This window comes from Neobacillus cucumis (assembly GCF_023715505.1).
Genome location: NZ_JAMBOH010000001.1, coordinates 461,530 through 483,010, shown reverse-complemented (window position 1 = coordinate 483,010; position 21,481 = coordinate 461,530). Strand labels below are relative to the sequence as shown.

At 38.9% G+C, this 21,481-nt stretch carries 19 protein-coding genes, 2 pseudogenes and 1 riboswitch; of the genes and pseudogenes, 14 read left to right on the top strand and 7 right to left on the bottom strand.

What is annotated here, in order from left to right:
• Nucleotide 1 precedes the first annotated feature (1 nt).
• The 4 genes from M3226_RS02530 to M3226_RS02515 all read right to left on the bottom strand — a co-directional run bounded on the left by M3226_RS02530 (nucleotide 2) and on the right by M3226_RS02515 (nucleotide 4,546).
• A complete protein-coding gene (locus tag M3226_RS02530) occupies nucleotides 2-1,396 on the bottom strand; it encodes a recombinase family protein (protein ID WP_251562226.1) in 1,395 nt (464 codons plus the stop codon).
• Between the two features lie 46 nt (nucleotides 1,397-1,442).
• Nucleotides 1,443-1,922, bottom strand: coding sequence for an ATPase, T2SS/T4P/T4SS family (locus M3226_RS02525; RefSeq protein ID WP_308211923.1), 480 nt, complete (start codon nucleotides 1,920-1,922; stop codon nucleotides 1,443-1,445).
• A gap of 166 nt (nucleotides 1,923-2,088) precedes the next feature.
• Nucleotides 2,089-2,880, bottom strand: coding sequence for a YqhG family protein (locus M3226_RS02520; protein WP_251562224.1), 792 nt, complete (start codon nucleotides 2,878-2,880; stop codon nucleotides 2,089-2,091).
• Nucleotides 2,858-4,546, bottom strand: a complete 1,689-nt coding sequence (locus M3226_RS02515; RefSeq protein ID WP_251562369.1) for a DEAD/DEAH box helicase — start codon at nucleotides 4,544-4,546, stop codon at nucleotides 2,858-2,860. The genes M3226_RS02520 and M3226_RS02515 overlap by 23 nt, the downstream gene beginning before the upstream one ends.
• A 213-nt stretch (nucleotides 4,547-4,759) precedes the next feature.
• Nucleotides 4,760-4,849, top strand: a riboswitch (glycine riboswitch).
• Nucleotides 4,850-5,076: 227 nt separating this feature from the next.
• On the opposite strand from M3226_RS02515, the gene gcvT reads away from it, so the two are divergent.
• From gcvT to gcvPB, 3 genes are read left to right on the top strand one after another with little or no spacing between them, the layout of a single operon-like run.
• Complete coding sequence (gcvT, locus tag M3226_RS02510; RefSeq protein ID WP_251562223.1) at nucleotides 5,077-6,183, top strand: glycine cleavage system aminomethyltransferase GcvT; 1,107 nt, start codon at nucleotides 5,077-5,079, stop codon at nucleotides 6,181-6,183.
• 17 nt (nucleotides 6,184-6,200) lie between these two features.
• Nucleotides 6,201-7,547, top strand: coding sequence for an aminomethyl-transferring glycine dehydrogenase subunit GcvPA (gene gcvPA, locus M3226_RS02505; protein ID WP_251562221.1), 1,347 nt, complete (start codon nucleotides 6,201-6,203; stop codon nucleotides 7,545-7,547).
• On the top strand, nucleotides 7,540-9,000 hold the full coding sequence (gene gcvPB, locus M3226_RS02500) for an aminomethyl-transferring glycine dehydrogenase subunit GcvPB (protein ID WP_251562219.1): 1,461 nt from the start codon (nucleotides 7,540-7,542) through the stop codon (nucleotides 8,998-9,000). The genes gcvPA and gcvPB overlap by 8 nt, the downstream gene beginning before the upstream one ends.
• Nucleotides 9,001-9,088: 88 nt before the next feature.
• Here the strand turns inward: gcvPB and M3226_RS02495 are convergent, their stop codons facing one another.
• Nucleotides 9,089-9,472, bottom strand: coding sequence for a rhodanese-like domain-containing protein (locus M3226_RS02495; RefSeq protein ID WP_144563124.1), 384 nt, complete (start codon nucleotides 9,470-9,472; stop codon nucleotides 9,089-9,091).
• 191 nt (nucleotides 9,473-9,663) lie between these two features.
• On the opposite strand from M3226_RS02495, the gene M3226_RS02490 reads away from it, so the two are divergent.
• From M3226_RS02490 to M3226_RS02460, 8 genes and pseudogenes are all read left to right on the top strand, one after another.
• Nucleotides 9,664-10,500 carry a lipoate--protein ligase family protein gene (locus tag M3226_RS02490; RefSeq protein ID WP_251562217.1) on the top strand — a complete coding sequence of 279 codons (837 nt, stop codon included), beginning with the start codon at nucleotides 9,664-9,666 and terminating at the stop codon, nucleotides 10,498-10,500.
• A gap of 328 nt (nucleotides 10,501-10,828) precedes the next feature.
• Nucleotides 10,829-11,647, top strand: a pseudogene (locus M3226_RS02485) (ribonucleotide reductase N-terminal alpha domain-containing protein); the annotation flags it as partial.
• Between the two features lie 77 nt (nucleotides 11,648-11,724).
• The gene (locus M3226_RS02480; protein WP_251562215.1) at nucleotides 11,725-12,117 is read left to right on the top strand and encodes a hypothetical protein; all 393 of its coding nucleotides are present in this window, start codon (nucleotides 11,725-11,727) and stop codon (nucleotides 12,115-12,117) included.
• Nucleotides 12,118-12,286: 169 nt separating this feature from the next.
• Nucleotides 12,287-12,478 carry an HNH endonuclease gene (locus tag M3226_RS32655; protein WP_374110528.1) on the top strand — a complete coding sequence of 64 codons (192 nt, stop codon included), beginning with the start codon at nucleotides 12,287-12,289 and terminating at the stop codon, nucleotides 12,476-12,478.
• A gap of 280 nt (nucleotides 12,479-12,758) precedes the next feature.
• A pseudogene (locus M3226_RS02475) lies at nucleotides 12,759-14,498 on the top strand (vitamin B12-dependent ribonucleotide reductase); the annotation flags it as partial.
• A gap of 163 nt (nucleotides 14,499-14,661) precedes the next feature.
• The gene (locus M3226_RS02470) at nucleotides 14,662-15,114 is read left to right on the top strand and encodes a C40 family peptidase (protein ID WP_251562213.1); all 453 of its coding nucleotides are present in this window, start codon (nucleotides 14,662-14,664) and stop codon (nucleotides 15,112-15,114) included.
• Nucleotides 15,115-15,416: 302 nt separating this feature from the next.
• On the top strand, nucleotides 15,417-16,442 hold the full coding sequence (gene splB, locus M3226_RS02465) for a spore photoproduct lyase (RefSeq protein WP_251562211.1): 1,026 nt from the start codon (nucleotides 15,417-15,419) through the stop codon (nucleotides 16,440-16,442).
• Nucleotides 16,443-16,522: 80 nt separating this feature from the next.
• Nucleotides 16,523-17,407, top strand: coding sequence for a patatin-like phospholipase family protein (locus M3226_RS02460; RefSeq protein WP_251562210.1), 885 nt, complete (start codon nucleotides 16,523-16,525; stop codon nucleotides 17,405-17,407).
• A 97-nt stretch (nucleotides 17,408-17,504) separates the two neighbouring features.
• Here M3226_RS02460 and M3226_RS02455 read toward each other — a convergent pair whose 3' ends face one another.
• Together M3226_RS02455 and M3226_RS02450 are read right to left on the bottom strand one after the other, a co-directional pair.
• Nucleotides 17,505-17,897 (bottom strand): SA1362 family protein, encoded by a 393-nt coding sequence (locus M3226_RS02455; RefSeq protein WP_308211922.1) that lies wholly within the window; start codon nucleotides 17,895-17,897, stop codon nucleotides 17,505-17,507.
• A 57-nt stretch (nucleotides 17,898-17,954) separates the two neighbouring features.
• Nucleotides 17,955-18,899 carry a DUF1385 domain-containing protein gene (locus tag M3226_RS02450; protein ID WP_251562206.1) on the bottom strand — a complete coding sequence of 315 codons (945 nt, stop codon included), beginning with the start codon at nucleotides 18,897-18,899 and terminating at the stop codon, nucleotides 17,955-17,957.
• Between the two features lie 240 nt (nucleotides 18,900-19,139).
• Between M3226_RS02450 and M3226_RS02445 the strand changes: the two genes are divergently transcribed.
• From M3226_RS02445 to efp, 3 genes are all read left to right on the top strand, one after another.
• A complete protein-coding gene (locus M3226_RS02445; RefSeq protein ID WP_251562204.1) occupies nucleotides 19,140-19,637 on the top strand; it encodes a YqhR family membrane protein in 498 nt (165 codons plus the stop codon).
• Nucleotides 19,638-19,715: 78 nt separating this feature from the next.
• On the top strand, nucleotides 19,716-20,777 hold the full coding sequence (locus M3226_RS02440; protein WP_251562202.1) for a M24 family metallopeptidase: 1,062 nt from the start codon (nucleotides 19,716-19,718) through the stop codon (nucleotides 20,775-20,777).
• Nucleotides 20,778-20,797: 20 nt separating this feature from the next.
• The gene (gene efp / locus M3226_RS02435) at nucleotides 20,798-21,355 is read left to right on the top strand and encodes an elongation factor P (protein ID WP_098530045.1); all 558 of its coding nucleotides are present in this window, start codon (nucleotides 20,798-20,800) and stop codon (nucleotides 21,353-21,355) included.
• Nucleotides 21,356-21,481 lie beyond the last annotated feature (126 nt).

The window sequence follows — 21,481 nt, the reverse complement described above, 5'->3', positions numbered from 1 at the left end:
TTTAATTATATACCACTCTAAGTGTCGGCGTGTCTGATCCCTTCGGATAGGTCCATATAATACCGCTAATGAGTAAATGTAATCTTCGATTAACATCTTCGTTGCTCAACCCTGAACCATTCAAAAATGCCCAATTTCCGAACAGTTCTTCTATTACCTTCAAGTGTTCTTCAAGAGACCGCCGCTTTTCTGCAGGATTTTCATTAGCTATTGATTCCTGTTCAGCTTTAAGTATCTCTAGTTCTTCAGTTCTCTTTGCCTTCCTCTGTTTATACTCGGGTAAGGTCATTTCGTCTTCTTCCCATTGAATTTGTATCTTTTCAAGCGCACGTTCTGTCTTCTGTATCGCCTTTCTGATGCTCTCTAATTTGTACCTAGTTTTGTCCGTTCCTGTTTCCGTGTCGAGAAGCGCGATAGCTTCCAGAATCGTTTCCTTGTGCTTCAAAACCTCCTGCCGAATCAGTTCCAACACGATATTATAATAATACGTTCTGTTCCCGCAACGGCAAACCTTCACATAATATTTGTCAATGTGCGGATGATAATTTACACCTTGAACCTTGCCACAATTCCCGCAGTAAACCAGCCCAGAGGTTGGATAGATACGATTCTTTGAGCGCGGAGCTTTGAAAGAGTATGTGTTCACTATTCGGTTCGCTTTCTCCCAGATGGACGGCAACACAATCTGGTCATGAGCTTCGACTACACCGTGAAGTTCCCCTTTATAAACAGGATTGTTTATGATCCGTAAGATTGCGTTATAGTGCCATTTTGATCCTTCTCTAGTGAGTATGTGCAAGCGGTCGAGTTCACGAATTAGTGATGGAATGGTCATACCGTTTATTATGGATTCAAATATGAAAAGCACGTCAGCGGCACGGTCATTCGGTTTCAGCTTTTTATCCTTACCTTTGTCAAATCCAAGTGGCGGAATACCATCAACCCATTGTCCTTGTTGTTTGCAAAAGTTTTTTGCTCGACTCATGCGTTTATGAATCATTTTATATTCTTGGCTGGCAATCAGTGAATTGATTCCCACTAGCAAACTGTCATCATCACGCGAGAGATCATAAACTCGGTACGGCGTGATTATGAGAGTACCTGTATCATGTAGAATCCTTTTGATTTCACTTGAGTCGTATTCGTTCCGTGAAAGCCTGTCGATATCCATAACCACCACGGCTTGATATTCGCCTGCTTTGATTCGTTCCAATAGACGAACCATTTCGGGACGGTTTTCAATTGTTGATGATGATGCAATCTCTCTATATATATTGTAGGTATGTCCTTGTTGTTTGCAAAGGTGCACCAATGTATGTTCATGTACTTTTAAAACCTCATCGATTCCCAGATTCTCTTCATCTCTGGAACGTCTCAAGTATATTGCCACTTTCATTTGTTGCCACCTCTTGTTGTTGTTTCTTGATACATAAGAGATTATATCATTTGTTGTCCCCAAGTGCATATCCAGTAGGGCCTGTAAAAATGATTAATCCGTGTGCATGTTTGAGCAGGGCTAATAGCTTTCTGGTCATTGATGGGAATAATGAGAGCTGATGGAAGGGTATTTGCTCTTGTTGCGGTAAAAGCCGGATGACAAGGCTCTCTCTATTGTTTGAAGGGAGTGTGGAAAGCCTAAGGCCCATTAATTGTCCGTCTACTTCACAAAAAACGGCTCCGCTTTGAGGTCGTCTTCTTTCCCCAATGTCCATATTCGCGGTGAATTTAAAATGTGAGATTAATCTGTCGCATTCATCTTTTGGGAGGGACAATCTGGGAATGAGTTTGTTTGTTAAACGGATTTGAACAAGTGTGTCGTTCTTTCGAGGAATAATGTGAATATCTGTTGCTTGATTTCGGACGGCATCTTTAATAATTCGATTAGCTAGTATTTCAATTGAACTGACAATTGGTACCACCACCTTTTTAGTTTTTCATAATCATAATTCGACAGGGTTCACGCTTATCCTTCTTTAATTTTAATAAATATAAAAAAATTTTTTGTAATTTTTTAGTGACAGGCACCATGTGTATATTTCACATGGTGCCTGTCACTGTTGTATGCTTAAACACAGTAATAAAGTGTTTTTATATGGCTTTTTCGGTTAGGTAAAAGAGGCCGCCGTTGATAAAGGAAATGTTAATTTTCGGTTCATATTGTTCTTGCAGGGCCATTTTTTCGGTTTCATAGTTCACATTTTCATCTTCTTCGTCTTCATAGAAATGATTTAGTAACCGTAAGTCCTGCTCCCATCGTTTTCGTGCCTCGTCAGCCCAGGAATGGTCATCCTCTAAGATCACAGATCTTAAGTAGTTTTCAACCCTTATCATCCCGCTTTTCGGTTTAACTAATGGCGATAATGTAAAAGAATAGTCCGGTATCTTTGGTGTTAATGGGACTTTTTGTAACTTTTCGTGAAAATCTTCAACCATTTTTCCGTTTATCAGCTGTAAACCAATGGACTTAAAGATATCTCGTTTTCGGTCACATTGATATGAGATTTTTACATTCATACACAACCAGGGAAACAAGGCTGTTTGGCTTTGGATGTGCTGATGATTTTCATATAAGCGGATATAACTTGCTAACTTTTTGGTGGAATCGAATATTTGGTGAAGCCGGGGTGAACCAAAATGAATAATTTCTCCCTTCATATTTTCCGGTGCTTTTTTTTGATCAGTAATAAAAGTTAAGCACATAGGATTAGGGATGCCGCCCGTTTTTTCGAGATAGTGCCAGTAAAAGGGACGATTCATCAATTCTTTATCTAGCTCTACGGTTAACTGGACAATTAAATATCCAGGTTTATTCTCAATAATTGGGCAATCATTTGCTTGAAAATAAGTAAGAAGAAAATCATGAATTTCCTGCTGCTGCATGTGATTCACCCTCCTTCATTGATTGTGCAAATTCAATCATAGATGATAAATTCTCCATTTTAATTCGCATTTCACCCTCAGAACTAGACTGGCCAAAAATATCAATAAGATGGTCTTCAATATTACCAAATTCTAGTTTTGTCAGGATATCATCCAATTCACCGATGACTTTTTCAAAAAGGTGGATTTTTTCGTAAAGCAACTTCAAAATATGCTCTTCAACTGTACCCTTTATAGCAAAATTATAAATCATCACATCCTTTTCTTGCCCAAGACGATGAATCCGGCCAATCCGCTGTTCAAGCCGCATCGGATTCCATGGCAAATCAAAATTAATGATATGATTACAGAACTGCAGATTGATCCCCTCACCGCCGGCCTCAGTAGCAATAAGGACTTGTGCATGTTTTTGAAACAATTCCCGCATCCAGTCCTTTTTTCCACGTTTGAAACCTCCGCGAAAGGGGACAGAGCTGATTCCGTGCTGCTTCAAATACCATTGTAAATACATCTGGGTAGCACGATACTCTGTGAAAATAATCACCTTATCATTTACCTGTTTGATTAATTCAAGAGCTTTTTCCGCCTTTGAATTTTGCTGGACCGCTTCCACTTTCTTAATTAGATACTCGATCTGTCCTTCGAAAGCAGGGGTAGGGTCCTCTTTCTTTTTCAGCATATTTTTTAGTGTATAGAAAACTGCTTCACGGCTTGAGCAAGCCTCACGCTGTAAGGTCATGACGGAAAAAGCACTTGTTTGAACCCAATCACCTTCGCTTTTCAGCATTGAAATAGAATCATACAGATCCTTCTCAGCAGAAGAGAATTCGATTGGTATGGTTTCAACTTGTCTTTTTGTCCATTCAATACCAGTGTCAGCTCGGCGATTTCGAATCATGACCTTATTGACTAATTCTTTTAAATGCTCATCATCATTTAACGAACGGGCATCTCGTTTATATTTTTCATAGAAGGCCGTCTCACTGCCCAGATGCCCAGGCTTTAGGAGGGAAACGAGATTAAAGATTTCCTCAATTCGGTTTTGGATCGGTGTGGCGGTTAATAATAAACAAAATTTCTTTTTAAGATTTTGAACAAATTCGTAGTTTTTCGTTTTGTTATTTTTAAGTTTATGTGCCTCATCAATGATAATGAGATCGTAGTCCTGTTTGTTGATAATGTCCCGGTGAGGATTTCGTTTCGCGGTATCAATTGAAGAAACAACGACATCGCACTGTTCCCAGACATAGCTTTTCCTTTGGGTAACGGCAGGAATAAAAAATTTGCTGTTTAGCTCAATCGCCCACTGGGTAACCAAAGATGCAGGAACGAGTATTAATACCTTTTTTACTAAGCCGCGAATCATGTATTCTTTTAAAATTAGCCCAGCTTCAATTGTCTTTCCAAGCCCCACTTCATCGGCTAGAATGGCCTTACCATTCATGTTTTCAATCACCTGTTTCGCTGTTTCAAGCTGATGTGGGAGAGGTGTTAAATTTGGAAGATGATTTGGAGCTTGTAAGCCTTCAAACTCAGGGATGACCAAATGTTTTTCAACATCAATGGCTAATTTAAAAAGCTCCCAGTTCCCCCACGGACCATCGTTGTCAATTCTATGTAAAAAATCATCCTGCCACGAGGAATCAAATTCAATTTCAACCGACATCATTACAGCTCCTTTTCATACATTGTAATATCATCTGTTTGCAAATTATAAAGACCGTCTTCTGCCTATCGTTTTCTTATAAAAAAATAATTGCTCAATGTTGTAGTTTAATGGTAGGATGATAATAGCTTAGAATGTTTTAAATATTTTAATAAAGTAATTTATTTTTTAAGTATAATTAGTATTACCAAATTGAAAAATATTATAATGCGAATGATAGCAGGGGGAGAGACTACGAAGAGTAGCGCCGAAGGAGCAAGCAGAAAATGTGAATCTCTCAGGCAAAAGAACTCTTGTTTGACGCAGCTCTGGAGAGCGCTGCTAGTGTGGCAGCCACCAAAGGGGAAAACCGCTTAAGGGTAAACTTTCAGGTGCAAGGACAGAGACCTACTTAATTTATTTAGGGGGTTTTCTGTCCTTTTTTATGTTTTAAAAAAGTCTAATTGTTTCACAAAAGTTTAGGGAAATAACTTTTACACAAATGTTGTACCTATAAAACTGTGGATCGATCAAATGAGGGGGATTAATGGATGACTGAATTAAAACGTACTCCACTTTTTGCGGTGTATAAACAATACGGCGGTAAAACCGTCGATTTTGGAGGGTGGGAGCTGCCTGTCCAATTTTCCAGCATAAAGGAAGAACATGAAGCGGTCCGTACAAAAGCAGGTCTGTTTGATGTCTCCCATATGGGGGAAGTGGAAGTGAAAGGGAAAGACAGTTTACAATTTTTACAAAAAATGATGACCAATGATATTTCAAAAATTAAAAATGGCGATGCTCAATACACGGCAATGTGTTATGAAAATGGCGGAACGGTGGATGATCTGCTCGTATATAAAATGGAAGATTATCATTACTTACTGGTTGTTAATGCTTCCAATATAGAAAAGGACTTTAAATGGCTTCTGGATCACGTTGAGGGGGATGTTTCCCTTGATAACTTGTCTGAAAAGACAGCCCAGCTAGCTATTCAAGGTCCGCTTGCAGAAAAAGTTCTGCAAAAGCTTGCAGGAGAAACAGTCTTAAGTCAAATTGGCTTTTTCAAATTTCAGCAAAAAGTAATTCTAAACGGTAAGAAGGCATTAGTATCAAGAACCGGATATACCGGTGAAGACGGTTTTGAGGTTTACTGTGATGCAGCAGATGCGGTTGACCTTTGGAAGGCCATTTTAGAGGCAGGAACAGAGGAGGGAATACTTCCATGCGGATTAGGTGCACGTGATACCCTTCGTTTTGAATCTGTGCTGGCACTTTATGGGCAAGAGCTTTCGCCTGAGATCTCTCCCCTTGAAGCAGGAATTGCCTTTGCTGTGAAGTTAAATAAGGAAGCTGACTTCATTGGGAAGGAAGCATTAAGAAAACAGAAGGAAAATGGCTTACCAAGGAAATTAGTAGGAATTGAAATGATTGACCGTGGTATCCCTCGGCATGGATATACTGTTTATAAAGGAGAAGAGCTTATCGGAGAAGTGACTACCGGAACACAGTCGCCTTCTTTAAAGAGAAATATTGGTCTTGCACTTATTAAGACCGAATTTTCCGCGCTAGAAACAGTGGTAGAAGTGGAAATCCGTGGTAAACGATTAAAAGCAAATATAGTACCAACACCTTTTTATAAAAGAGAAAAGAAATAACGAGGGGAGTTAGATTTATGAAACATCGCTATTTACCCATGACTGAACAAGATAAGACGGCTATGCTCGAAACCATTGGTGTTTCTTCCATAGATGAACTGTTTGGCGATATCCCTGAAAAAGTAAGATTCAAGGGTGAGTACAAGATCAAAGAGGCTAAGTCTGAGACTTCACTAATGAAGGAACTGTTTAAGCTAGCTGACCAAAATGCTGACCTCAAACGTAATGTGTCTTTTTTAGGTGCAGGTGTTTATGATCATTATATGCCTGTTATTGTGGACCATGTTATTTCTCGTTCTGAATTTTATACGGCTTATACACCTTATCAACCCGAAATATCCCAAGGTGAACTTCAAGCAATTTTTGAATTTCAAACCATGATTTGTGAATTAACCGGTATGGATGTTGCCAACTCTTCCATGTATGACGGAGGCACCGCTCTTGCAGAAGCGGCGATGTTAAGTGCAGGACATACAAAACGGAAAAAGATTGTAGTTTCGAACGCTGTTCATCCTGAGTATCGGGAGGTCCTTAAAACCTATGCAAAAGGACAGAATCTTGAGGTAATTGAAGCTCCTATAAAAGAAGGTGTAACAGATGCTGAAGCTCTAAAGAGCTTAGTGAACGAAGACGTTGCAGCAGTAATCGTTCAATATCCAAACTTTTTTGGCCGAATTGAGCCTTTAAAAGAAGTTGAAGAAATTATTCATGCGTATAAAGGTCTGTTTGTTGTTAACAGCAATCCGTTGTCTTTAGGTGTATTAACGCCTCCTGGGAAGTTCGGTGCTGATATCGTTATCGGAGACGCCCAGCCATTTGGTATCCCAGCAGCATTTGGTGGCCCGCACTGCGGATATTTTGCGGTTACCAACAAATTAATGCGTAAAGTTCCGGGGCGCCTAGTTGGTCAGACTGTTGATGACCAAGGACGCCGTGGTTTTGTGTTAACACTCCAAGCTCGTGAACAGCATATCCGCCGTGAAAAGGCGACTTCTAATATCTGTTCAAACCAAGCACTTAATGCCCTTGCTGCATCAGTTGCCATGACTGCTTTAGGTAAAAAGGGCGTCCATGAGATGGCAGCAGCCAATTTACAGAAAGCACATTATGCTAAAACTGCTTTTAAAGCAGCTGGCATCGAGGTTGTATTTGATGGGTTCTCTTTTAATGAATTTGTTGTTAAATTAAATAAACCTGTTAAAGAAATCAATCAAACTTTGTTACAAAAAGGAATTATCGGCGGTTATGATTTAGGACGCGATTATTCAGAGCTATCTGATCATATGTTGATTGCGGTAACTGAACAAAGAACAAAGGATGAGATAGATACTTTTGTGAAAGAATTGGGGGATTTGCATGCATAACCAAGACCAAGCACTGATATTTGAACGTAGCACTCCCGGCCGAATCGGTTACAGCCTTCCGGAAATGGATGTACCAGAATTAGAAGTGAGCACTCTCCTGCCAGAGGGGTACCTGCGTGAAGTAGAGCCAGAACTCCCAGAGGTTTCCGAGCTTGATATCATGCGGCACTATACGGCACTTTCAAAAAGAAACCATGGCCTGGATTCGGGATTTTATCCACTTGGCTCATGTACAATGAAATATAATCCAAAAATTAATGAAAATGTTGCCCGGTTCAATGGTTTTGCACATGTTCATCCACTACAGGATGAAAGCTCTGTTCAAGGGGCGCTCGCGCTTTTATACGACCTTCAACAGCATTTAATTGAAATTACCGGCATGGACGAAGTCACCTTACAATCTGCGGCAGGAGCACATGGTGAATGGACAGGATTAATGCTTATCCGTTCTTACCATGAAGCAAATGGTGATACTAATAGGACCAAAGTAATCGTTCCGGATTCTGCTCATGGTACTAACCCAGCTTCAGCAACGATAGCTGGTTTTGAAACGATTACAGTTAAATCTACTAATCAAGGCCTTGTCGATCTGGATGATTTAAGACGGGTTGTAGGTGATGACACGGCTGCATTGATGTTAACTAATCCAAATACGCTCGGTTTATTTGAAGAGCAAATCCTCGAAATGGCCGATATTGTTCATAATGCAGGCGGCAAGCTTTATTATGACGGTGCCAATCTAAACGCGGTTCTCTCGAAGGCTAGACCTGGCGATATGGGTTTTGATGTTGTCCACTTAAATCTTCATAAAACTTTTACAGGTCCTCACGGCGGTGGCGGTCCTGGTTCCGGTCCTGTTGGGGTGAAAGCAGATTTAATTCCGTTTTTGCCAAAACCTATTATTACCAAGCGCGGAGATGAATTTATTTTAGACTATGATCGCCCTCAATCAATTGGGCGTGTAAAGCCGTTCTACGGGAATTTTGGCATCAACGTTAGGGCGTATACGTATATTCGTTCCATGGGACCTGATGGCTTAAAAGCGGTAACGGAGTATGCGGTCCTAAATGCCAACTATATGATGAGAAGACTGGCGGAATATTATGATTTACCGTTCGATAAACATTGTAAACATGAGTTTGTGCTAAGCGGTAAACGTCAGAAAAAATTAGGGGTACGGACGCTTGATATTGCCAAACGTCTGCTTGATTTTGGCTACCATCCACCAACCATTTACTTCCCGTTAAATGTCGAGGAATGTATTATGATTGAGCCGACAGAAACAGAATCAAAAGAAACGCTTGATTCCTTCATCAATACGATGATTCAAATTGCCAAAGAGGCGGAAGAAAATCCTGAAATTGTTCAGGAGGCACCACATACAACCGTTGTCGGGCGAATGGATGAAACTTTAGCAGCTCGTAAACCTGTATTAAAATTTCAAAAGGCTTAATAATGTAAAGGTCAGATCCATGGAATCTGGCCTTACCTATTTTAAAAATAAATAGGGCTCCGGAAGTAGATCCGGAACCCTTAGCCGATTATTTCTTTGTTTTTACTTTACCAGTCCATTTTTTAAATCCGCCTTCAAGCTGGGTTAAGTCCCTATAACCTCTACGGTGTAAAAATTGTGCTGCACGTGCACTGCGCATACCGCTTTGGCAATATAAATATACAGGCATATCTTGGCGGATTTCCTTCATGCGCATTTTCATTTGAGACATTGGGATATTGCGTGCTCCTAAAATATGGCCGCCCTCGAATTCGTTCGGTTCACGAACATCTATTAGTTGTGCCTTTCGGTATCCTGCACGGAATTCTTCTTCTGATACCGTTTTAACTATCCTCTTTTGATAAAAGTAGGTAAAAACGGAGTAGATAATAACGGCTAAAACAATAATCAATAACGAATAAAGTGAATTCAACTTCTATTGCTCCTTTCAAGCTTTACTGCACTAGTATTTATTATATAAGTCATTCCATTAAAGATAAAGATGAAAAGGAAAAACTTTTTTACGGTGCCTAATAAAATTATACCAGAAACATCTCATTTTGAATTCTTATCAGATTTTGGTAGACTAAAAATGAGTAATAATTATATAAATGAGGTTTTAATATGAAAAAAGAAACTTGGCGATTTATCGATTCTGGTAATGGTTCACCATCTTTTAATATGGCCTTGGATGAAGCTTTACTTGATTGGCATAGTGAAGGTAAGTTTCCTCCAGTTATTCGATTTTATGGGTGGAATCCGCCCACTTTGTCTGTAGGTTATTTCCAAAAGGTGGAGAAAGAAATTGATATGGATGCCGTTAAAGAGCATCAATTAGGGTTTGTTAGAAGACCAACAGGCGGTCGCGGTGTTCTCCATGAGCATGAACTTACATATAGTGTCATTGTTTCAGAAGATCATCCAGAGATGCCTAAAACGGTTACAGAAGCCTATCGTGTTATTTCTGAAGGAATTTTAAAAGGTTTCCACCATTTGGGACTTGAGGCTTATTTTGCGGTTCCAAAGACAGCGGAAGAAAGAGATGCATTAAAAAATCCCCGCTCAGCTGTCTGTTTTGATGCCCCGAGCTGGTATGAACTAGTTGTCGAAGGCAGGAAGGTGGCAGGAAGTGCACAAACTAGACAAAAGGGTGTGATCCTCCAACACGGTTCTATTCTTCTAGATTTGGATGAGGACAAGCTATTCAGTTTATTTAAATATCCTAATGATCGAGTGAAGGAACGGATGAAGAGAGCATTTAAGGATAAGGCAGTTGCTATTAATGCAATAAGTCCTCGCAGAATAACACTTGATGAAGCCAAAGAAGCTTTTTATAAGGGGTTTGCTGAAGGGTTAAATATTGAACTGGAACCATACCAATTAACGGATGAAGAGTTTGCTTATGTGGAGAAAATTGCAAAAGAGCGTTACGAGAGTGATGAATGGAATTTTAAAAGATGAGCTAAGGAGCGGCGCATGCCGCTTTTTCTTTTTTGATATTACTTTTTTTAAAAAGAGGCAAGCCTCGAAATTTGTTAAAATTACTTGTTATTTGACGAAATTCAGCTAAAATCTTTTGTTTACTTCTAATTCTAGTTTTTTTTGCGTTTGACAAAATGAATGTTATTTGCTGGTCATACAATATATAGTAGTGTCGAAAATATTTTCGGTACTATATGTTGATTTCTAGTGTGTAACTATGGTAACTTAAATTTATTAAGTCAACTAGATATAGCGATCCTACTAGAATCTAGCATAATATAGAGATTTATATAAAGGAGTTGTTCTCATGTCTGTAGTTTTTAGACAAAAAATGAATATTGATTTTGAAAGGTTGAATGAGGATATCCGCCTATTCCCCCAAGTACATCCGGTTACCCCAGATATGAAAATAACTCATAAAGGTGTTTCAAGATTGGTTATGCTTGATCGTTACACCTTTAAAGACACAGCAAAAATTACCCTAACAGCAGGCGACTTTGTTGTTTTAACCATTAAAGAGGATCCAAAATTTCCAGCACGTGGTCTAGGTACGATTTTGGAGATTGATTGGGAAAAGAAAAAAGCGAAAGTTATGGTTGAAGAGGAATTTAGGGGAGTGCTTGATGATCCTGAGGAAGCATCAACAGGAACAATCATCAGGTCACTTGATGTAATTGAGAAGCCATTAGAACTCTTCTATGAGCAGATTGCCAAAAGGAATGCTACAGGTCTTGCTGCGGTAGAAGAAACGGAAGAGAAACGCTTAGAATGGACAGAGAAGTTTTATCAAGAGTTGGTAAACCTGAACTTTATTCCTGCGGGCCGGGTTCTTTATGGTGCAGGGGCCAATACGGATGTAACGTATTTTAATTGTTATGTCATGCCGTTTGTACCGGATTCACGTGAAGGAATCTCAGATCATCGTAAGCAGGTCATGGAAATCATGAGCAGAGGCGGCGGTGTTGGAACAAATGGTTCAACGTTAAGACCACGCAATACGCTGGCTAGAGGTGTAAACGGTAAATCATCTGGGTCGGTTTCTTGGCTTGATGATATTGCTAAATTAACTCATCTTGTTGAACAAGGTGGATCAAGACGCGGTGCACAAATGATAATGTTAGCGGATTGAAAAAAGTGACAAAAAATGGGTTGTTTGGTATGATTTAACTAGAACGGATGTTCGTGGTTGAAGGAGGTTCAATCATGTTAAATCTAACTAAAGATTTACTTTATCAAAGGTATATAGTTGATAACCAAACTGTTCAGGAGATAGCAACGGATACGGGCTATACAAAATCAATCATAAAAGGGCGCTTAAGAAGATATGGAATTAGAAAAAATGCGTTAAAATTAGGAAGCAACCTATATGATGATAAAAATTGGTTATATGACCAATATATAGTACAGAAAAAAGGGTATACGGTAATTGCAAATGAGTTAAATGTCAGCTATACAACAATTTTGGATAGAATATTATATTTTGGGTGGGAACTACGAGGGCACAATGACATTGACAAAGGTGCTCCAAGAAGAGGTAAAAAGCATTCACAAAGATCCCTTCAAAAAATAAAAGATTCCAGGGTAAAAATAGGATAATATTTAATTGTAATAATTGTGGCATAGAACTAGAAAAAGTTTTTGCAGCTACAATTGTTACGTTGAATACCTTAAAAAGAATCGAGTTGAAACTGAGGATATTACAGATTCTGCTGAATATAAAGAATGGCGGAAGAAAGTATATATTCGGGACAACTTCAAATGTAAAATGCCTGGATATAATTCTAAATCTAAACAGATAGCTGCACATCATATCTACCCTAAAAAACTATATCCTGAGAAGCAGTTTGATGTATCGAATGGAATAACCCTTTGTAAGAAGTGCCATGAGAAGACCTATGGTAAAGAATCCATTTTTATAGATGCACTAGTCCGCGTCATTCAGAAGATGAATGACTAGAAAATCGGGTGAATTGCGGGGAAATCCTTAGAGACTTGCAAGCTACAACGTGACTGGAAACGGTGGGCGTGAAAGCTTTAAAAATTGCAAGTATTGGACAATCTGCAGCCAAGCGTCATTGGGCATAGTTAATGGCGAAGGTTCAACGACTAGAGAGTGAGTCCCAACAATAAACTCTCATTAGCGCCCGGCCCCTAACAGTGAATGCTGAGGGTGATGATATAGTCTAGACCGTCTGCAGACAAGCAGAGAAAATATCCTGAAAGGGACGGTATGAGCGTGGCATCCAGACATTATTGAATTTATTATTTCAAAAATGCAGAATCCTAGAATCCTACGATTCTTAATTGAAAATACAAACGATGAAACCATTAAAAAACATGCAAAGGATAAACTTAAGTTTACACCTTTAACGCCACAAGAAACTGCGATGTATCAAGGGATTGTAAATTATAAAACAATTCCCGGGTTTGGTGGTTTTGATGAAAATAGCATTGCTCATGCTGAGGAAAAGCTTCTAACTGGTGGAAATTATACCGTTCATAATTCTGAGTTCCTAACCGGTGCAAACATTTCCGTTTGTTTGACAAAGGAATTTATGGAAGCTGTAGAAAACGATGGTGATTATGAACTTCGATTCCCATATGTTGAACACTACAATCAAGAAGAAATGAACATTTACAATGAAGAATGGCACAAAGTCGGTGACGTGCGTGAGTGGGAAAAACTTGGATACAAAGTTCGTGTCTATAAAAAAATTAAGGCAAAAGAACTTTGGAATTTAATCAATATCTGCGCTACCTACTCTGCAGAACCAGGTATATTCTTTATCGATAATGCTAACGACATGACAAATGCCAAAGCATATGGACAACAAGTTGTAGCAACCAATCCGTGTGGAGAACAACCACTTGCACCATTTTCAGTATGTAACCTTGCAGCAGTAAACCTTGCTGAAATGGCAGATAAGGAATCTAAAACAGTTGATTTTGAAAAACTAAAACAAACTGTAGCAGTCGGTGTGCGTATGCAGGACAACGTTATTAACGCTACTCCATACTTCCTTGAAGAAAATAAAAAGCAAGCTCTTGGAGAGCGCCGTGTAGGTCTTGGAGTCATGGGATTACATGATTTGTTAATCTACTGTGAAACGGAGTATGGTTCACCAGAAGGTAATGAGCTAGTCGATAAAGTATTCGAAGCCATTGCAACAACTGCTTATAGAACATCTGTTGAATTAGCAACAGAGAAGGGGAGCTTCCCGTTCTTAACAGGTGAAACACCCGAAGAAACAAACCGCCTAAGACAGGCATTCATTAATACTGGTTTTATGAAAAAAATGCCTGAAGATATTCGTGAATCTATACTCGAAAAAGGAATTAGAAATTCACATTTGCTGACCGTGGCTCCAACTGGATCCACTGGGACCATGGTCGGAGTTTCGACAGGATTAGAGCCTTACTTCTCATTCTCTTACTTCCGCAGTGGACGTCTTGGCAAATTTATTGAAGTTAAGGCCGATATCGTACAAGAATATCTAGATCAACACCCAGAAGCAGACGCTAACAACCTGCCAAACTGGTTCGTTACAGCCATGGAGCTTGCACCAGAAGCCCATGCCGACGTTCAATGTGTCATCCAGCGTTGGATCGACAGCTCCATTAGTAAAACCGTTAACGCACCAAAAGGATACAGCGTAGAACAAGTAGAAAAAGTATACGAGCGCCTATATCGCGGCGGTGCGAAAGGCGGTACTGTCTATGTGGACGGTTCACGTGATTCACAAGTCTTAACGCTTAAAGCAGAAGAAAATACAAATGAACAATTATCCATGTTTGATGAAAAACCACATCAACATGTGGTCCTTGTAGACACAATCAGTGACCTTCGTTCAACAGACGTAACCATAGGTTCTGAGGTCGGTAATACATGCCCAGTCTGCCGCAAAGGAAAAGTCAAAGAAATCGGCGGCTGCAACACATGTACGAACTGTAATGCTCAATTAAAGTGTGGTTTATAATAACTATTAAGAGGATGGAATTGGCTTCCATTCTCTTTTTTTATTATTATCTATAAATTATTTTAAAATAACTTTGTGATCGTATTGTAATATAGCTGTGACGTGCCTGTTATCCTTTCCTTGTATAGTAAAGATATCAACTCACCCAAGGGGGAATAACAAAATGATAAAGAAAATAATTGCAGCATTTGTAATCACAGCTACAATAACTACCTCTTTATTTGCCACTTCGGGTGATAAAGCAGAAGCGGCATATTATCATACAAAAGCAATTTCAATAGCGAAAACAAACTTAGGTGTTCCATATAGATGGGGTGGAATAACTCCTGCAGGTTTTGACTGTTCTGGACTTGTAAAATATTCTTTTGGGAAGGCTGGAGTAGCATTGCCACGCACCGCAGCTGACATGTTCTATACAAAAGGATATCGCGTAAGTTCACCACAGGTTGGAGATTTAATGTTCTTTGCCCCTACTAAGGCAAGCAGACCAACACACGTAGCGATTTATATTGGTTCAGGTAAAATGATTATGGCATCTTCATCTAAGGGTGTCATTGTCACCTATACAAGCAACACATACTGGAAACCAAAATATATTGGTGCCAAACATATCTAAAAGCTAGTGAAAAAAGAGTATCGGTGACCCGATGCTCTTTTTTGTACTGAGAGGGTATAAATGTTATTGACGTTAAGAATTGTCTAGTTCCAGTGCCTAGCCCCTCGAGGATCTACAGATGAGCCGTCCAAAAGGTTAAAAAGCACCTTTCGGCTGGCTCGTCTCATGCCTGTCGGGGCTGATCAAGGTGCTTCCGCTTTTTCTTATCTAAAGATGGAAAAACTTCTCTCCATTATTATTTATTATCTTCCCTCACAACAACTCATACTACTAAAAAACAAGCAGAAAAGAGGGAGTCGGTAATGGAGCCTTTTATGCCACAGCTTGTCTATATCGAGCCCAAAGCATTAGAATATCCCCTTGGCAGGGAGCTAAAAGAAAAGTTCACTAAATTAGGTCTTGAGATTCGCGAAACCACTTCACATAATCAAGTCAGAGGAATTCCCGGAGATAATGAACTGCAACAATACCGAAATGCCAAATCGACCTTGGTAGTAGGAATCAGAAGAACTTTAAAATTCGATACCTCCAAACCATCTGCTGAGTATGCTATTCCGCTCGCAACCGGATGCATGGGTCACTGCCATTATTGTTACTTGCAGACCACCCTTGGAAGTAAGCCCTATATCAGGACTTATGTTAATTTAGATGAAATCTTTGAGCAGGCGCAGAAATACATGGATGAACGAAAACCCGAAATTACACGCTTTGAAGCGGCCTGTACATCCGACATTGTCGGATTAGATCATCTAACCCATTCCTTAAAGAAAGCAATTGAATTCTTTGGACAATCCGAATATGGTCAGCTTCGTTTTGTGACAAAATTTCATCACGTCGACCACCTTCTCGATGCTAAGCATAATGGGAAAACCAGATTCAGGTTTAGCGTCAATTCACGTTACGTCATTAAGAACTTTGAGCCCGGAACATCTTCCTTTGAAGAACGATTAAGGGCTGCCCGGAAAGTCGCTAATGCCGGATATCCATTGGGTTTTATCGTTGCCCCTATCTACATGCATGAAGACTGGAAGGAAGGATATCGAGAATTATTTGAGCGTCTAAGTGAGGAACTTACAGGTGTAGACATACCGGATCTTACTTTTGAATTAATTCAGCATCGTTTTACGAAACCCGCAAAAAATGTTATTGCCAAACGTTACCCAAAAACAAAGCTTGAAATGAATGAGGAAAAAAGAAAGTATAAATGGGGGAGGTACGGTATTGGTAAATATGTCTATCCAACCGAAGAGGCAAAGGACCTTGAAAGTACCATCAGAGAATATGTCCAAGAATTTTTCCCAAATGCGGTAGTCCAATATTTCACTTAAATTTTTTACTCGTCCGCCGTACTATATCCCAATCACACTGACTAAAGATGTAACAAGTTCATCTTTAGGAGTGGCTGCCCATGAATATAGACGGCGTTTTTTCTGGAGGGGGAATTAAAGGGTTCGCCCTCATAGGAGCCTATGAGGAACTAGAAAGCAGAGGATTTAAATTTGTTAGGGTCGCAGGAACAAGTGCGGGTTCAATTATTGCGGCCTTAGTGGCGGCGGGATATACCAGTAAAGAAATTTATGAATTGGTGGATGAATTTGATCTGCCTAAATTACTTGATTCTCGAAAAAGCATTATTCCTTTTTCAATTGCTAAATGGCTGCTGGTTTATTGGAAATTAGGACTTTATAAAGGAAATGAACTTGAAAGATGGTTGAAGGAGAAACTCGAAGCAAAAGGGTTGAGGACATTTTCGGATCTCCCTCCGGATACACTGAGATTAATTGCTTCAGATCTTACGAACGGACAAATGGTGGTATTGCCCGATGACTTAGAAAAATTCGGAATAAATCCTGGTTCTTTTTCAATTGCCAAAGCTATCAGAATGAGCTGCAGTATTCCGTATTTTTTTGAACCAGTTAAATTGCGGTCAATAGATGGAGTGAATGTTTTAGTGGATGGGGGAGTGTTAAGTAATTTTCCTATGTGGCTTTTTGATAAAGAAAATGTAAAAAAGGTCAGGCCTGTTCTTGGTATAAAGTTAAGTCCAAGCGAATATGAACATGAAAAACATCAAATTAAAAACGGTATTCAATTATTCGGGGCCTTATTTGAAACGATGAAAGACGCTCACGATCAAAGGTATATTTCAAAAAAACATGTCGAAAATATTATATTTATTAAAGCAGAGGGTGTTTCCTTAACTGAGTTTAGCCTTACAAATGAAAAGAAACAAAAGTTATTTGATATCGGACGGGAACATGCAAAGACGTTTTTGAACCGTTGGAGTTATTAAAGGTTAGATAGATATAGCTTGTTTCAGCCCCAAGGAAAAAATGAACTACTTTTTCCTTGGTCCAGGTGATTCCGCTTTCTAATAAAAAATCGAGTGTCTAAAAAGACGCTCGATTTTTCTTTTTACCCTTTTTGCCGTCGATAACGGTCAAATGAGCAGGTGATTTCTTTTTTGTCTTGGTGCTTTTCTTTAATGAAGTTAAAGTTCCTAGAGAGGAGGTCTTGGCAGTAGAATCTCCACCCTTTTGCTGTAATCGTTTTTTTGACTTTTTAGCTGCCTTAAGAAATGCCCGCTGCTCTTTTTTCTGAGGGCTCGAATTTGAAAACCTTCGAAAAAGGAAATAAATGACTAAACCGATCAATGCGATGACAGCTATTCCCTGAATGAAACCGGCAGGATTTGCTGTAAATGAACTAACAAGTCCTAGTAATGCAAGAATAATAAGTACCCCAACAATAATTGTTGATGTCCGATTTTTCAAGAAAGCCACCTCCCTAAGAGCATCTTAAGCATTTTTTTATTCTTTTAAACACACAGGTAAAAAGATTTAGACAATTTCTTCAGTTTTTGGATCAAACTCTGTTTCCTGCTCTCTCTTTAATAATTCTTGGAAAGAGAGAATGGCCACTTCTACTTGGTCATTACTTGGTTCTTTTGTCGTTAACAATTGAAGCCATAGTCCAGGCAAACCAAGATACTTTAATACTGGAATATCCCTTAATTTGTTGGTTACCTGTAAGACCTCAAAGGAAATCCCTAACACCACAGGTATTAAAAGAATACGGTCAACAACCCTCAACCATAGCGGTGTTGTTGGGACAAGTAAATACACAAAAACTCCGACAATGACCGTAAATAAAATGAAACTGCTGCCACAGCGATAGTGCAGCCGAGAGTGAGCCTGCACATTTTCAACTGATAATTCTACCCCTGCTTCAAAGGTGTTTATTACTTTATGCTCAGCACCATGATATTGAAACACTCTTTTTATAAGAGGAGTTAGTGAAACAAAATATATATATGATAGGAGCAGTACCAGCTTAAAGAAGCCTTCAACCAGTACTTGGGCAAAATCTGATGGGAAAATTGGCTTTGTTAGGACAGCTAAAAAAACTGGAATTAATGTAAAAGCAAATTTCCCAAATAAAAACGATATGACTCCTATAACGGCTACCCCTAAATACATCGTCAATTTTGAAACTTCTTTTTCCTTGATTGTATCATCATCTTTAGGATCTACATCAAATCTTTCGGTTGAAAAGTTCAAATGTTTTGAGCCATTCGCACTAGCTTCAACGATTGAAATGATACCACGCAGAAACGGAATCCTTTTTAAAATAGTTAAAAAAGGATTGGCTTTCCGTGGCAAGTGAAAGTATTCTACAGAACCATCTTTCCTGCGGATAGCGGTGACATAATGATGTTTCCCGCCAAACATTACACCTTCAACGACTGCTTGGCCGCCATATACGGGTTTTTGAGAATTAGACATGGTTTAAACACCAACCTATAACATAGTTGCACAATAGCAGAAATGATAAATCTGTATGTACTTAATTTTATTCTACTAGAAAAGTGAAAAAACCTCTAGGATGACATAATATTTCCATATAAAAACGCAGAAAAATTTTTTCTATGTAAGGATTGATTTTCTAAGGGCATAATAATCCTTGAAATTAGAAAGAATTACATAGAAAAGAGCAAGGTTAAAGTAAGAACGGAGGTAGTCATAATGTCAAATGAAAAGCATATGGATCAGTATCCAAAACCAATGTCTTTTTTAATGATGGTTTTTTGGACTGGTTTGTTTGGAGGTTTTTTTTGGGGTGTCATTGGGTACGTTGCTTATTTTTTTAATTTTACAGATGTTAGCCCCAATGTCATACTGGAACCATGGGCATTGGGTGATTGGAAATACAGCTGGCTTGGCAAAGTCATCTCCTTGATATTTTTGATGATTGTTTCAATTTTATCAGCATTCATTTATTATGTGGCCCTAAGAAAACTAAAGGGCATATGGTTTGGGATTGGATTTGGAATTGTACTATTTTTATTGGTATTTTATGTTCTTAATCCCATTTTCCCAGGAATTAAACCATTTACTGAGTTAGGCAGGGACACTGTTATAACTTCTATTTGTCTATATATATTATATGGAACTTTTATTGGATATTCGATTAATTATGAATATGAAATTACTAAAGTGCAAGACAAAGAGGCTTCAACCTAAGTTCTAATTAGTCTAATAATTAAAGGTTATGATAAAATATTTTTATCTACAACCATTATTAGGGAGAGTGGAGATACATTGGAAAAATTAGAGAAGTTACGATCAGCCTTTTCTGCAAATGGCATTGATGGAATGTTAATTACCAGCCCTTACAATCGCCGCTACATATCCAATTTTACAGGAACAGCAGGTGTAGTTTTAATTAGCGAAGACAAAGCACAGTTCATTACAGACTTCCGATATATTGAACAAGCATCCGAACAATGCCAAGGATTTGAGATTATAAAATATTCTGGTTCAGTTCCGGAAGAAGTTGCGCAGCAAGTTAAAAATTTAGGTATTAAAAAGCTTGGTTTTGAAGAGGAGTTCTTAACATATTCTTCCTTTAAAGTATATGACAAAGAAATAGAATCTGACCTAGTCCCGATTTCCGGTGTAATTGAAAAGTTACGCTTGATTAAGACAGACGCAGAGATTAAGATATTAAAGGTAGCAGCAGATATCGCTGATGCTGCCTTTAAACATATTTTGGATTTTATCAGCCCAGGTAAAACCGAATTAGAAGTATCAAATGAGCTTGAGTTTTTTATGAGAAAGGCTGGTGCTGCTTCCTCATCCTTTGATACCATCGTTGCTTCAGGTCATCGTTCTGCCCTGCCACACGGTGTTGCAAGTGATAAAGTAATCGAAGCAGGGGATATTGTAACAATGGACTATGGCTGCTATTACAATGGCTATGTTTCCGACATTACCCGGACAGTTGCCGTTGGTGAACCAGATCCCAAGCTGAAGGAAATTTACCAAATTGTCCTTGAAGCACAGCTGCGTGGGATGGCTGGATTTAAACCTGGTATTACAGGAAAAGAAGCAGATGCAATTACAAGAGACTACATAACAGAAAAGGGCTATGGTGAATACTTTGGTCACTCAACTGGTCACGGAATTGGACTTGAAATTCATGAAGGCCCTGGTTTATCAATGAGGTCTGATACTATTTTAGAGTCTGGCATGGTGGTTACTTGTGAACCCGGTATCTACATCCCAGGTCTTGGCGGCGTTCGAATTGAAGACGATACATTAATTACGGACACTCATAATGAAGCTCTAACCCACTCTACAAAGGATTTAATTATATTGTAAGATTTTAGGAGGATTTACACATGATATCTGTTAACGATTTTAAAACGGGATTAACCATTGAGGTCGATGGCGGCCTATGGCGCGTTCTAGACTTTCAACACGTAAAGCCAGGAAAAGGTGCTGCCTTTGTTCGTTCAAAGCTTCGTAACTTACGTAATGGAGCCATACAAGAAAAAACCTTCCGTGCAGGTGAAAAGGTAGAAAAAGCACAGATTGACAATCGTAAAATGCAATATCTTTATGCAAGCGGTGATTCTCACGTGTTCATGGATATGGAATCTTACGAACAAGTGGAACTTCCAGCAGCAAATATTGAATATGAATTAAAGTTCTTAAAAGAAAATATGGAAGTTCACATCATGATGTTCCAATATGAAACACTTGGTGTAGAATTGCCAAACACGGTGGAATTAGAAGTTACCGAAACAGAACCTGGCATTAAAGGGGATACAGCTTCTGGCGGTACAAAACCTGCTACACTTGAAACGGGTCTTATTGTTCAAGTGCCTTTCTTTATAAACCAAGGAGATAAGCTCATCATTAATACAACAGAAGCAAGTTATGTTTCTCGTGCATAAGCTATAATATAAAAACCTTAGACCGTAAAACGGATCTAAGGTTTTTTTTTTGAAAAGAAAATTATAAAATTTCCGCTTGTGGATAACTATTAAAAAATGGACTATCGACGTCCAGCTCCAGCGCCT